The sequence below is a fragment of the Rothia sp. HMSC068F09 genome (genome assembly GCF_001812775.1).
GTDB lineage: Bacteria > Actinomycetota > Actinomycetes > Actinomycetales > Micrococcaceae > Rothia > Rothia mucilaginosa_A.
Map to the genome: position 1 here is coordinate 16982 of NZ_KV810424.1, position 12628 is coordinate 29609.

General features: G+C 65.2%; 11 protein-coding genes and 1 pseudogene. 4 read left to right on the plus strand and 8 right to left on the minus strand.

What is annotated here, in order from left to right:
- Positions 1 to 315 (minus strand): annotated as a pseudogene (locus HMPREF2874_RS03990) (MFS transporter permease); the annotation flags it as partial.
- 218 nt (positions 316 to 533) lie between these two features.
- Between HMPREF2874_RS03990 and HMPREF2874_RS03995 the strand changes: the two are divergent.
- The gene (locus HMPREF2874_RS03995; protein ID WP_256388357.1) at positions 534 to 1868 is read left to right on the plus strand and encodes a cation:proton antiporter; all 1335 of its coding nucleotides are present in this window, start codon (positions 534 to 536) and stop codon (positions 1866 to 1868) included.
- Between the two features lie 92 nt (positions 1869 to 1960).
- Here HMPREF2874_RS03995 and HMPREF2874_RS04000 read toward each other — a convergent pair whose 3' ends face one another.
- The 5 genes from HMPREF2874_RS04000 to HMPREF2874_RS04020 form a co-directional block, all read right to left on the minus strand.
- Complete coding sequence (locus HMPREF2874_RS04000) at positions 1961 to 2836, minus strand: DUF3159 domain-containing protein (protein ID WP_070649027.1); 876 nt, start codon at positions 2834 to 2836, stop codon at positions 1961 to 1963.
- 1 nt (position 2837) lies between these two features.
- Positions 2838 to 3371 carry an asparaginase gene (locus HMPREF2874_RS04005; protein WP_070649028.1) on the minus strand — a complete coding sequence of 178 codons (534 nt, stop codon included), beginning with the start codon at positions 3369 to 3371 and terminating at the stop codon, positions 2838 to 2840.
- A complete protein-coding gene (locus tag HMPREF2874_RS04010) occupies positions 3371 to 4150 on the minus strand; it encodes a DUF3710 domain-containing protein (protein ID WP_070649029.1) in 780 nt (259 codons plus the stop codon). Before HMPREF2874_RS04010 ends, HMPREF2874_RS04005 begins: the two co-directional genes overlap by 1 nt.
- Before the next feature lie 130 nt (positions 4151 to 4280).
- Positions 4281 to 4724 carry a dUTP diphosphatase gene (dut, locus tag HMPREF2874_RS04015; RefSeq protein WP_049333593.1) on the minus strand — a complete coding sequence of 148 codons (444 nt, stop codon included), beginning with the start codon at positions 4722 to 4724 and terminating at the stop codon, positions 4281 to 4283.
- A 134-nt stretch (positions 4725 to 4858) separates the two neighbouring features.
- Positions 4859 to 5158 carry a DUF4193 domain-containing protein gene (locus HMPREF2874_RS04020; protein WP_049333595.1) on the minus strand — a complete coding sequence of 100 codons (300 nt, stop codon included), beginning with the start codon at positions 5156 to 5158 and terminating at the stop codon, positions 4859 to 4861.
- Between the two features lie 325 nt (positions 5159 to 5483).
- Between HMPREF2874_RS04020 and sepH the strand changes: the two genes are divergently transcribed.
- Positions 5484 to 6677 (plus strand): septation protein SepH, encoded by a 1194-nt coding sequence (gene sepH, locus HMPREF2874_RS04025; protein ID WP_210397969.1) that lies wholly within the window; start codon positions 5484 to 5486, stop codon positions 6675 to 6677.
- A gap of 142 nt (positions 6678 to 6819) precedes the next feature.
- Here the strand turns inward: sepH and HMPREF2874_RS04030 are convergent, their stop codons facing one another.
- Both HMPREF2874_RS04030 and HMPREF2874_RS04035 read right to left on the minus strand, forming a co-directional pair.
- Positions 6820 to 8100, minus strand: a complete 1281-nt coding sequence (locus HMPREF2874_RS04030; RefSeq protein ID WP_070649031.1) for an alkaline phosphatase family protein — start codon at positions 8098 to 8100, stop codon at positions 6820 to 6822.
- 44 nt (positions 8101 to 8144) lie between these two features.
- On the minus strand, positions 8145 to 8738 hold the full coding sequence (locus tag HMPREF2874_RS04035; protein WP_070649032.1) for a DUF5998 family protein: 594 nt from the start codon (positions 8736 to 8738) through the stop codon (positions 8145 to 8147).
- A gap of 333 nt (positions 8739 to 9071) precedes the next feature.
- On the opposite strand from HMPREF2874_RS04035, the gene HMPREF2874_RS04040 reads away from it, so the two are divergent.
- Both HMPREF2874_RS04040 and HMPREF2874_RS04045 read left to right on the plus strand, forming a co-directional pair.
- Positions 9072 to 11597, plus strand: coding sequence for a DNA gyrase/topoisomerase IV subunit A (locus tag HMPREF2874_RS04040; RefSeq protein ID WP_070649033.1), 2526 nt, complete (start codon positions 9072 to 9074; stop codon positions 11595 to 11597).
- Positions 11598 to 11746: 149 nt separating this feature from the next.
- Positions 11747 to 12532 (plus strand): sulfite exporter TauE/SafE family protein, encoded by a 786-nt coding sequence (locus HMPREF2874_RS04045; protein ID WP_070649034.1) that lies wholly within the window; start codon positions 11747 to 11749, stop codon positions 12530 to 12532.
- The last annotated feature ends 96 nt before the right edge of the window (positions 12533 to 12628 follow it).

A 12628-nucleotide genomic window follows, 5' to 3' on the forward strand; every position in this document is an offset into this window, starting at 1 on the left:
GCGCGTGCACATGTCGATGATCCACTGGGCAAATCGTGGCTTTGAGGCCTGCGCGTACTCGGGGTTCGGCTGCCCGTCCGGGTGCGCGGAATGGGCTGCCAGATACGTCTTTTGAGCCAAAATCCCGCGCCACGTGTCGACCATTTCCATGGCATGGGGTGCCAGGACTGGCTCTGCTCGAGAGAGCAGCTCTGCGTCACGGGGCTGGACGTGCGCGGCGGCCTCAATCTGTCGTAGGTCCTCGAGTGTGAGCGGGGATGTGGGGACGGCATCGGTGCCGTAGGTGTACCCCGACGAGTGGTCGTAAGCGGTCATGAGAACCTCCTTGAACCTATGGGTTAATGGTAGAACGTGTTCTGCTCGTCTGGATCTGTTTGACATTCGGGGATGGTGCAGCGGGCAGATGGGTGGGGCGTGGCGCTCCGCGCGAGTTCGCGGCGCGCGTAGCCGGTGTGGTGAGATGGCAACGACGCTGCGGGGGTTGTTCACAATACAATTGACCTGTGGATCCCCTTCTTATTGCCGTGGCCGGAATGCTCATCATTGTAGCATGCCAGTTCGTCGCGCACAAGGTGCGCGTGGCATCCCCCCTGATCCTGCTGGTCGTCGGCCTGGCGATTGGGTTCCTGCCGCAGGTGGGGGCCATCGAGATCGAGCCGCACATCGTCCTCGAGATGGTGCTGCCGCCGCTGCTGTTCTCGGCGGCCGTGCGTATGCCGACCATGGACTTCCGGCGCGAGATGCAGGCTGTCGCGATGCTCGCGATTCCCCTCGTGTTCCTGTCCGCCTTCGCGGTCGGCTTCGTCATCAACTGGCTGGTCCCCGCGATCTCCCTGCCCTGGGGCGTCGCGCTGGGCGCGGTCCTGTCGCCGACGGACGCGGTCGCCATCTCGATCGCGAAACGCTCGGGCGTCTCCCACCGCATCATCACGGTCCTCGAAGGCGAGGGGCTCTTTAACGACGCGACCTCGCTGGTTCTGCTCTCCGCAGCGATGAGTGCCGGCCTGGCCGCCGACGAACACGCCCTCAATCCGGGCCTGCTCATCGGCAAGGTCGCCATCGCCCTCGGCATCGCTGCGGGTATTGGCTGGGTCGTCGGCGAGGTCGGCGTGCGTCTGCGTGCCCTCATCAAGGAGCCCTCGGCCGACACGGTTTTCTCCTTCGCGATGCCCTTCATCGCATCGATCCCCGCCGAGCACCTGGGAGGCTCCGGCCTCGTTGCGGCCGTCGTCGCCGGCCTGGTCGTCTCGCGCCGACGCGCCGCCACGATCTCCGCGGCGAACAGGCGTTTCTCCCAGCAGAACTGGCAGACCATGACGCTCGTCTTGGAGAGTGGCATCTTCCTGACGATGGGCCTGCAGGCCTTTGGCATTGTCGAGGAGACCGCCGCGTTCTCCGGCGGCCTGGCCTTCGCCGCCTTCCTCGCCGTCACCCTGGGCGCGCTCATCATGGTCATTCGAGCCGTCTTCATCGCGTTGATGTTCACCTGGCTGGACCATCGACACAAGCGCCGTCAGCGGCGCTACGAGGCCGAGGCCGCGCGCATCGAGCGCTTTGAGAAGCGCATGCACAAGGCGAGTGAGGTTGACGCCGACATGCTTCAGGCGCGCGACCTGAGTCCCGAACGCTGGGAAGACGCGCTTAACCACTATCGTCGCCGCCTCAAGCGGCGCGCGCGCCGCAACGCGATGCGCGGATCCGACCTGGACTACTTCGAGAGCGAACCGCTGGGCCCGCGCGAGGGCAGTGTCATCGTCTGGGCGGGCATGCGCGGCGCGATCACCCTGGCCGCTGCGCAGACGATCTCGACGCATGCGCCGATGCGCGCGTTCCTGAACTGCCTCCCGTTTCTTGGACATCGAAAATGAAGTCCAAGGAACGGGAGGCAGTTCACTTACAGGTACCGGGGCTTTCGCCTTATCTTCTATGAAGCCTTCTCTACGAAGGTGCGGGGTGTGTTTTAGCGGTTTTCAGAGCCCTCAGCGCTGTCAACGCTATTAGCGGTCTCAGGTGCTTCAGCTTCTTCGGCATCGCGAGCCTCGGCGGCCTCGCCCGGGTTCGCCTCACCGGGGGCCGAAACGCGCCAGGCCAGCCACACGCCCAAAGCGTACAGCGGCAGGCCCATAATCAGGCGGGTGGCACCCAGCGCCTCCACCGCGTTGGCGAAGTACAGGGGCATCTGCACCACCAGGCGCAGAAGCATCAGGATCGTAATAATCCAGGTGGCCAGCATGTACTGGCGCACCCGCACCGGGTTCTTCCGCCAGGTCAGGCCCTCGCCGCGAATCACGCCGAAAATCAGGCCCGTAATCGGCCAACGCACCGCCATGGACACCAGGTACCCCAGCGAGTACAGGCCGTTCGTCCAGAAACCAACCACAAAGTAGTCGCTCGCGTTACCCGTGCGGTAGGCCGCGAAGGCACAAATCGCCACGCCCACCAGGCCGGTCAGGGCGCTCACCAGCTTAGAGCCCTGCACCAGGCGAATCAGAGTGAAGGCGGCGGCCGCGACCAGCGCGGCAATCAGCGAAAGGTTCAGTTCCTTCGTCACGGTAAACAGCACCAGGAACGCCACCGCGGGCAGGGAGGATTCCACCAGGCCGCGCCAACCGCCGATGGCGTGCAGAACGTCCACGTCACCGTTGGCGGTGCGGCGCATGTTCGCGCTCATGGAGGCGCTCACCGCCTGCGCAAACTGGTGCGGCGACTCGGACGACTTGGAGGATTCGGAAGCCTCGTTCCGCTCGCTCGCCCGGCCCTGCTGTGCGGCGGCGGGCTCGGTCTCGCGCGCGGTCTTCTCGGCCTCCCGGTCGGGGTTGGTCGGCTCGGAGCTCATGTTATCCCTTCTCCACAAAGAATTGCGGCACAATCTCGTAGCGCGGATTGTAAATAATCGGCTGGTTCGCGCGAATCGACACCACGCCCGAACAGCGCAGGAGCGCACCGGCGAGGATGCCCGGCACCATCTGCTGACCCTGCCACTTGAGTATCACCCGGTCGCCGTAGTTGAACGGCGGGTAGGAGGGAAAAGCCACATCCACGATTTCCAGCTGCGAGGTGACCGTGGCCAGCGAGGCCGTGTTCAGGTGCTTCCCGACGTCCGTGGGAGCCTCAGCATCTTCGTCAAAATCCTCGCCCGGAGGCTCCACAATGGGCATGCCGATGATTGCGCGCGGGTTCGTCCACTGCAGCGGCTTCGACTTGGCGACCAGCAGCTCGGCGCGGTACATCGGCTTGCTGTGGGCCGTCGGCAGCCACACCTGCTCCACGCGACCGGCGAGGCGCACGCGAAAGCGCTCGGGGTAGCCGGGAGCAATCAGGGGCTCCTCGGGAACCACGAGCGCGCTCGGATGATGCGAAAAGCTCGGCATTAGCCGATCTCGGTGATCTCGGGGCCGCGGCGAGGCATCGGGCGGAGCTCCTGGTGATTATCCTTCGGCTCCTCGTCCTCACCGTCATCCTCGGCGATAGCCAGGTCTGCAGGCAGGGTCATGGGCAGCAGCTCACGGGGCGGGCGCGGGTCGTCGCCGCGGTCCACCACCACATCGCGGAAGACCTCCTCCACGGAGGCTGCGGCAGCCTCATCGCCCAGCACAGCGGCACCGGAGATGACGCCGCGCAGGAACCAGCGGGGGCCGTCCACGCCCACGAAACGGGCGATGCGCTCGCCGCGCTTGCCGTCCGGGGTGACGGCGGGCAGGCGGGTCAGCATCTCGGCGCCGAACACGCCGGCGTACACCTCAACCGTGCCGCCCTGGGAGGCGACGGACTCGGTCAGGTCGTGGCGGATGTCATCCCAAATGCCGGTGGTACGCGGCGCTGCGAAGGCCTGCACCTGCAGGGTTGCACCGTCGCGGGTGATGGTTGCGGCAATCACCGCACCGGTCGAGTCATCGGTCTCGAGTCGCAGGTTCATGCCCTCGTGCATCTTGATGCGCAGGGCGCCCAGGTCGACGTAGTCCTCGAGATCCTCTTCGCTGACCTCCTCGATGTCGTGGGGTCCGTTCACGCGATCGTACTTGATCACTTCGGCGGAGTTCTCCTCCTCCTTCAGCTCCTCGACCTCGACGCTGGTCTCTTCGATTTCCTCGTTGACAGCCTTGTCGATGGCGGCCTCCTCGGCTTTCTTCTTCTTACCAAATCCGAACATGGTGTTCCACCTTTCGCCGCACCCCGGGTGCGGGTTGTGTTCCCTCCACCCGGGGAATCCGTCAGAATCCGTTGAGGGGAGGTACGTTTCTACGCGCGAGCCGCAGCGCGGCGGACCGTGCGAGCCCGTCCTAGTGAACTCCGCTGGAGCCGAAGCCGCTGGAGCCACGCTCCGTCTCGTCCAGTTCCTCCACGATGGTGAAGGTCGCGTGCTCGTACTTCTGAATCACCAGCTGAGCGATGCGATCGCCGCGGCTCACGTGGAAAGCCTTCGTCTTATCGGTGTTGAGCAGGGTGACCATCAGCTCACCGCGGTAGCCGGAGTCAACGGTTCCGGGCGCATTAACAATGGTAATACCGTGCTTGGTGGCCAGACCCGAGCGCGGATGCACCAGACCCACGTAACCCTCGGGCAGGGCAATGGCCACGCCGGTGGGCACGAGCGCACGCTCGCCCGGCTCCAGCTCGAATTCGATGCGCGAGCGCAGATCGGCGCCGGCGTCACCGGGCTTGGCGTAGGAGGGGGCGGGCAGCTCGGGATCGAGCAGCTTAATGTGAACGTTGATGGGGTTCATCGGGGTCGGTCCTTTCGGGGTGTGTGTGCCAGGCTCCGCGCGGCGGGTGCGGAGGCATACTCAACGGGGCGGTGCCGTGTGGCACTCGCCCCGTTCAGATGTCTATCGGGTGGGGGTTACCCATCCTTGGAATATTAGCCTTCGCATTCGACGCAGTAGTACAGGCCGCCGTCCTCGCGTGCAATCTGCGAGCGGTGGCGAACCAGGAAGCAGGATGCGCAGGTGAACTCGTCGTCCTGAGCGGGCAGAACCACGACGTTCAGCTCCTCGTTGGAGAGGTCGGCGCCGGGAAGCTCGAAGCTCTCGGCGGCGCTGTTCTCGTCCTCATCTACCGCGCCGGACTGCATGTCGGAACGGCGCGCGTTGAGCTCCTCGTAGGACTCTTCGCTCTGCTCTTCGTCCTGCTTGCGAGGTGCATCGTAATCAGTTGCCAAACTTTCACGCTCCGTTGAATCTATTGAATCTGTGGCCGCGTTAGCCGCGCCACTCTGGTTTTAAAATTCTCCATGCCGCCGCTACGCCCGTGACGACATGCCAGGTATTGTTCACCATTGAACACCCTTTTGTCTAATCCAGCGTGAGCTTTGAGCATATACGGCGTCATATTCTGTGCAATAAAGATGGCGCGGGACATATTTTTTGGCCCAAACAAGCCCCCGAGCTACTGATTTTGCGCGCTTTCACGGTACCCTGGAAGGTAGTTTGCGTTCCGTGCACCACATTTCACGGAAGGCGCCCGGTTCACCTATGGAGGTTCTCATGCTTGAGCTACGTCTGATTGGCGTGCACGATGACGGCGAAAATCTGGTGCTTGAGTCTGCCGACGGCACCCGCTTCTTGCTGCCCATTGACGCTAACCTGCGCACGAGCATCACCAAGGCTCGCCGTATTCAGCCCGCCCGCGGCCTGGGCGCTAAGGGCACCTACGGCCCGCGCGATATTCAGACCCGTTTCCGTCAGGGTGCCTCCGTTGAGGAGATCGCGGAGGAGTCCGGCTGGGAGCCGGAGCGCGTGCGCCGCTACGAGTGGCCGATCGTGGCCGAGCGCGCCCACATTATTCGCGCCGCTCAGAGCGTGAAGATTGGTCGCCGCGATTCGGCTTCGGGTAGCGCGCAGATTCCGGTGACGCTCAGCGCCCGCATTGAGGAGGTTTCGGAGCGTTACGGTTTTGAGGAGGCCACCCAGGATTGGACGACCCGCCAGCAGGAGAACGGCCAGTGGCGCGTTGAGGTTGATATTGCGCTGAAGGATTCGGTGCGTCAGAACCTGCCCTCGCAGGTGATGTTCCCCGCCCGCTGGGTGTACAACCCCGCGAACCAGGGCCTGTACGCCTCGAACGAGGCCGCGTACTTCCTGATGGGCAATAGCGAGGACGCTGTGGCCGCCGCCGCGAAGAAGGCCCCCGTGGAGGTTCCGCAGGCCCGCCTGCCGAAGGCTCCGGAGCCCGCACCGGCTCCCCTGGCTTCTTCCGAGAGCGCTGACGAGCGTAAGCTCAAGGAGCTTCTGGAGCGTGCCCGCTCGGTACGCCCCGCCCAGGTTGAGGAGCCCGAGGTGTTCGTGCATCGCGAGTCTGCTGAGGCTCCGCAGGCTGAGGCTCCCGCAGAGACTCCTGCTGAGGCCCCCAAGGCTGAGGCGACCACCCGTGCGAACGAGGAACAGCCTGCACAGCCTGCACAGCCCGCAACCGCCGATCGAGGCCCGCTGACCGGTGCGCCCTCCGCGCACACCCCCGCGGCGCATCCGGCACCGGAGGAGTACGGCAAGCACTCCCCCGATACCGAGGCAGCCGAGACTGCCGAGGCTCCCGCGGCGCAGGATGAGCCCGCAGAAGCTGCGGGTGCGGCCGAGGAATCCACCAAGGCCTCCGCGGCCGAGAAGCCCAAGTCTTCCTCAAAGAAGCAGCGCGTGAGCGTTCCCGCCTGGGACGACATCATCTTCGGCGGCCGCAAGTAAGCGACCGCCCTCGCGCCGCCCGATAAAGGCTTCTAGGCAAAGGCACCAAGACAGCAGAAAGCCGCCGGTTATTCACACGAATAACCGGCGGTTTTTTTCTATCTTCTCAGCCTGTATCCGCTGAGCGCGGCTCTTCCGAGCCTTAGAAGGTCTTGAGCATGCGCAGCGGTACCAGGCGCTCGGCGTCGGTAAGCGAGCCGTGCTGGCCCACCATGTGCAGGGCCCGCTCCTGGTAGTGGCGCATATCGTAGAGCGCCCAGTCATCGCGAGCGCACACCATCAGGTCGCCGATGCGCGAGCGCGCGGCATCGGTCACGATCGGGCCGAAGTAGCCGGCACGCATCAGCTCGCGAGAATCAATCACCCAGGCGCGCTCGCCCCAGTACTGCGCCCAACGCTGAGCGGTGGCGGTGCGTGCCGCCTCCGAAGTGTCCTCCAGGTACAGGTGCACGGCGCGCGGTTCACCCGCGGTCATTGCGATATTGCGGGTCAGCTCCTCCACGCCGGAGTAGTCGATGCGCTGGTGCTCGGGCACGTTTACCATGCCGTGATCGGCGGTCACGAAGAGTGCCGCCCACGCGGGGGCGCGCTCCGCCAGACGCTTCAGCGCCGAGTTCAGCTCCTCAAGCTGTTGCAGCCATTCGTCGCTGCCCACGCCGTAGCGGTGGCCCGCCGCGTCAATCTCGCCCCAGTACAGGTACACGGTGGTCGGGGTGCGGCTGGAGAGCGCCTCCAGGGCGTAGGTGATGCGGGCGTTGTACCCGACGGCATCCACGAAGTCTCCGCCGCGCAGGGCGGCCTCGGTGAGTCCGGTGCCGCGGTACTTACCCAACGAAATGGTGAGCACGCGGCGGTTCGTATGGTGGCGTTCCAGCACGGTCGGCAGCGGTTGCCAGGCGTGGGGGTCGACCGACTGATCCCAGCCGGAGAGGTGGTTCATGACCGAGCCCGCTCCCCCGTTGCCTGCCGGGTTGCGCACCTCGTAGCCGGCAATGCCGTGCGCGCCGGGTGCCGTGCCGGTACCCAGCGAGGTCAGGGAGGCGGCAGTCGTGGTGGGGAACGCGGCGTCCAGCGGGCCCAGGCTCAGGCTCTTGCGCAGGGCGGGCGCGTAGCCGGCGTATCGGTTGAGCAGCTCCTCGCCCAGGCCGTCCACCATGATCACGCAGGCGTGGCGGAAGGAGTCCGGGTCAACATCCTGCTCGGTCAGGCGGGCAGCCAAGTTCAGAGGGTCGGCGGAGGAGTGGAAGGCCGGGTCGGCGTCCAGGGCGTGGACCGGGCGCACCAGGCTTCGCTGAGCCACGAGGGATGAGGCGGACTCCAGCACATCGGCGATGCTATTGCGACCGTAGGCCGGCGCGGGAGGCAACGGCGCACCCAAGATATCGTGCAGGGCGGGCTGTTCGGTGCGGGACGGGGCCGTCATGATGGTTCCTCTCGGCGGGTGACTGCTTAGCGGTGGGTGCTTGTTTAGCGGCGGGCGGCGCGCATGCGGGCGCGGTGCAGGGCGCGCGCAAAGTGCTGGGCGCGGTACACCGACTCGGGGCCGTCAGCGGTTGCGGAAACGCGCACCGCGATATCCTCGCGGCGAGCGTCACCGGTGTAGCCGTGGTCGGCGTTGCACTGCGGATCCTGGCAGCCGGCCGGGGCGAGCTCCAGGTGCAGGGAGCCGGTCCAGGCAATCTGGAAGGAAATTTCGGTCGGGGCCGTGCTGCCGGCGTTGTAGGCCTGCGGCTGGCTGAAGCCGTAGCTCATGGTGACCGCGTTCAGGTCGCTCAGGTGCACCGCCTCCACGCTCACGTGCGCCACGGTGCCCTGCGCATCGCCCTCGAGGTGCTGGTCGTCCAGGTGTGCAAACACGATGAAGTCGCCGCACAGGACCATCACGGTGATGTGGCGGTGGAAATCATCGCGCGAGAAATGGGTTTCGTGCTGCACAAAGTGGGCGTCGGGGTTCATATCGGCCAGGGCCTCGTCCACCACTTCCAGCACCAGGTCGGGGTAGAAGCCGGCGTGCTTGATGTCTGCGACCAGCTGCTCGCGTTCGGGGGTGGGGGTGTTCATCGGACCTCTTTCGTGCGGTGTCAGCCGGCGCGCACGGCGGCTCTGCGGGGCGTGCGCGTTTCGGCGGTTAGGCATTACTACCTTCTACCTTAGAGGGTTCCAGCCGGGCTGTGCTACTTAACCACGCGTACGGATGCGCATATGACGAGACGCCGGGCCTGGCCCGCTCCCCCGCCGGGTCGACGCATCATCTCCCGGCCGCCCAGACGCACGCCCGGGTATCCCCGCGCGTCTCCGTGTATCTTCGCGCGTGACGCTGACCGGTCGGCCCGGTTCACCCGCGTGCACCCGCTAGAATAGAAGTACGAAAAACACACCGACACGAGGAGATATATGGCTCGCCGATCCAAATCCACCGCCAGTGACTACCCGGTGGATGTGGTAGAGAATATCGTCGACATCGACGTATCCGCCGAGATGGAATCCAGCTTCCTGGAGTACTCCTACTCGGTGATTTATTCGCGCGCCCTCCCCGACGCCCGCGACGGTCTCAAGCCCGTGCAGCGCCGCATCCTCTACATGATGCAGCAGATGGGCCTGCGCCCCGATAAGGGCCACGTCAAGAGCGCCCGCGTGACCGGTGAGGTCATGGGTAAGCTCCACCCGCACGGCGACGCCGCCATCTACGACGCCATGGTGCGCCTCGCCCAGCCCTTCGCGCTGCGCCTGCCCCTCGTGGACGGTCACGGTAACTTCGGCTCCCTCGACGACGGTCCCGCGGCCGCCCGATACACCGAGGCGCGCATGGCGCCCGCCGCACAGGCGCTGACCGCCGACCTCGACGAAGATGTCGTCGACTTCGTGCCCAACTACGACAACCAGTTCATGCAGCCCGCCGTGCTGCCCGCCGCGTTCCCGAACCTGCTCGTCAACGGCACCACAGGCATCGCGGTCGGCATGGCGACCAACATGGCGCCGCACAACCTGCGCGAGGTCATCGCCGGTACCCGCCACCTCATCGCCCACCCCGAGGCAAGCCTCAAAGACATCATGAAGTTCATTCCCGGCCCCGATTTGCCCACCGGCGGCACCATCGTGGGCCTGAGCGGAATCCGTGACGCCTACGAAACCGGCCGAGGCACCTTCAAGACCCGCGCGAAGGTCTCGATTGAGCAGGTCAGCCCCCGCAAGCAGGGCATCGTCGTCACCGAGCTGCCGTACATGGTCGGCCCCGAAAAGGTCATCGAAAAGATCAAGGATGGCGTCAACTCCAAGAAGCTCACCGGCATCTCGGACGTGGTCGACCTGACCGACCGCACCCACGGCCTGCGCCTCATCATCGAGATCAAGAACGGCTTCAACCCCGAGGCCGTGCTCGCCGCCCTATACAAGCACACCCCGCTCGAGGACTCCTTCGGTATCAACAACGTGGCGCTCGTGGACGGTCAGCCGCAGACCCTCGGCCTGCTCGACCTGATGCGCGTGTACATTGACCACCGCCTGAACGTGGTCCGCCGCCGCACCGAGTTCCGCCTGGGCAAGCGCACCGACCGCCTGCACCTGGTCGAGGGCCTGCTCGTGGCCATCCTCGACATTGACGAGGTCATCCAGATTATTCGCGAATCCGATGAGACCGCTCAGGCACGCGAAAAGCTGAAGGTCGTCTTCGACCTGACCGACACGCAGGCGAACCACATTCTGGAGCTGCGCCTGCGCCAGCTCACCAAGTACTCCCGCCTGGAGCTCGAGGCAGAACGCGATACCCTGCAGCAGGAAATCGCGGAGCTGCAGCGCATCCTCGGCTCCGATGCGGCGCTGCGCGAACTGGTCTCCGAGGAGCTCGCCGAGGTTGCCGAACGCTACGGCACCGACCGCCGCACCCAGCTCAAAACCAAGGACGAGATGCAGGTCGCCATTGAGGCAGTCACCGCGCAGTCCAAGGCGAAGAAGAGTCTGGGCCTGGCCCTCGAGATTGCCGACGAGCCCTGCTGGGTGCTGCTCTCCGCCACCGGCATGATGGGACGCACCCCCGGCAAGCCCATCCGCGAGGCGCTCGTGGATCCCGGCAAGCGCTTCAAGCACGACGTGTTCGCTTCGATTGTGCCGACCACCGCACGCGGTGAGATTGGTGCCGTCACCTCCGCCGGACGCATGGTGCGTCTGTCCGTCATGGACATTACGGTGCTGGACGAGAACGGCGGCACCCCCTCCATGGCGTCGGCGGCGAAGGCAACCGAGCTGGTTCAGCACGCCAAGGGTGAGAAGCTGGTCGCCCTCGTACCGCTGAACACCGTGCTGGCGATGGCCACCGCCGGCGGCGTGATTAAGCGCCTCAACCCCGACTACCCGCTGAATCAGACCGAGTGGGACATCATGAAGCTCAAGGACGGCGACGAAATCGTGGCCGCCGCCCCCTGCCCCGCCGACGATGCGGTGCTCACCTTCGTCACCCGCGACGCAAAACTGCTGACCTTCGACGCGGCGAAGGTCCGTCCGCAGGGACGCACCGGCGGCGGTATCGCCGGCATTAAGCTCGCCGAGGGCGACCGCGTGATTGCCCTGGGCGTGACCGCGCCCGGCGATGCTACGGAGGTCGTGACCGTCACCAACGGCAAGGACGGCCTGGCGAGCGCCAAGGTCACCGCGCTGAGCGAGTACCCGCAGAAGGGCCGCGCGACCGGTGGCGTGCGCGCGCACCGTTTCCTCACCGGCGAGAGCCAGCTGGCCCTGGCCTGGGTTGGCGTGGGCCCGGCGAAGGCGGCATCCTCCGGCGGCGTGGCTCGTTCCCTGCCGACCGAGCACGGTGCCCGCGACGGCTCCGGCGTGATGCTCACCCAGAGCATCGGTGTGGTTGGTCCGAACTACGCGGCGGTTTCCGCGGCGCTGGCGGTCAGCCCGGAGGGTGAAAAGCTCTTCTAGGCGCGCCGTTCACGGCCTTTCGACCTCATGTTGCTAACAAAGCCGGGGGTGAAGACACGTTGTGTGTGTCTTCACCCCCGGCTTTTATGTGGTGTACCTTAAGTAACACAGCACACATTTATTGACGCATTGTTCTTAGAGGATTTGTCGTGCTTGATTTACTGTCCGTCACACCAGAGTTATTTATCGTGCTCCTGCTCGCCGCCTTCTGCGCGGGCTGCATCGACTCTGTCGTGGGCGGAGGCGGCATGATCCAGCTCCCCGCCCTGCTCATGGCACCCGGATTCTCACCCGTCGCCGCCCTGAGCACCAATAAAGTTGCCAGTTCCATGGGCACTTTGACGAGTGCCTCAACCTATATTCGCTCACTCAAAATCCCGTGGAAAATCCTACTCCCCGTAGCGTTCGTGGCGTTCTGCGCCTCCGCCGCCGGCGCCTACTGCGCCACAATCCTGCCGGCACATATTTTCCGCCCCGCCATTGTGGTGGTTCTAGCCGCTATCCTCGTCTTCTCGGTGCTACAACCGCGCATACCTCGCGGGCAGCCTCGCGCGCTCACAACCTCATCGTTCCTAGTGCGCGGCTTTGCGCTGGGTCTGATTCTGGGCAGCTACGACGGCATCCTCGGGGCTGGCACCGGCGCGATGATGCTCGTCGCCCTGCAGGTAGCCATGGGCTACGATATGCTCCACGCGACCGCCGCCGCCAAGGTTCTCAACACCGCCACCAACCTCGGCGCGCTCCTCTACTTCATTCCGCTGGGCTCAATTCACTGGCTCCTCGGAATCACCATGGGATGCGCCAACATGGCGGGAAGCTGGGTTGGTGCCCGCACCGCAATTCACCTGGGCGAACGATTCATTCGCCGCGTGCTTGTTATCGTTATGACCCTCATGCTACTGCGGTTGAGCGCGCAGATACTCGGCTGGGTCTAGCTCTCTCCTCCCCACCCTCACCCGAACCTATTCGCGCGGAGATATGAACGCGCAGAAAGGCCCCGGCACTGATGTACCGGGGCCTTTCTTCATGTG

Bases quoted from the DNA above. Each gene is read 5' to 3' on its own strand.
- dut (WP_049333593.1), bottom strand. From the start codon at position 4,724: ATGAACCCCATCAACGTTCACATTAAGCTGCTCGATCCCGAGCTGCCC.
- HMPREF2874_RS04005 (WP_070649028.1), bottom strand. From the start codon at position 3,371: ATGCCGAGCTTTTCGCATCATCCGAGCGCGCTCGTGGTTCCCGAGGAG.
- HMPREF2874_RS04010 (WP_070649029.1), bottom strand. From the start codon at position 4,150: ATGTTCGGATTTGGTAAGAAGAAGAAAGCCGAGGAGGCCGCCATCGAC.
- sepH (WP_210397969.1), top strand. From the start codon at position 5,484: ATGCTTGAGCTACGTCTGATTGGCGTGCACGATGACGGCGAAAATCTG.
- HMPREF2874_RS04040 (WP_070649033.1), top strand. From the start codon at position 9,072: ATGGCTCGCCGATCCAAATCCACCGCCAGTGACTACCCGGTGGATGTG.
- HMPREF2874_RS04035 (WP_070649032.1), bottom strand. From the start codon at position 8,738: ATGAACACCCCCACCCCCGAACGCGAGCAGCTGGTCGCAGACATCAAG.
- HMPREF2874_RS04030 (WP_070649031.1), bottom strand. From the start codon at position 8,100: ATGACGGCCCCGTCCCGCACCGAACAGCCCGCCCTGCACGATATCTTG.
- HMPREF2874_RS04000 (WP_070649027.1), bottom strand. From the start codon at position 2,836: ATGAGCTCCGAGCCGACCAACCCCGACCGGGAGGCCGAGAAGACCGCG.
- HMPREF2874_RS03995 (WP_256388357.1), top strand. From the start codon at position 534: ATGCTCATCATTGTAGCATGCCAGTTCGTCGCGCACAAGGTGCGCGTG.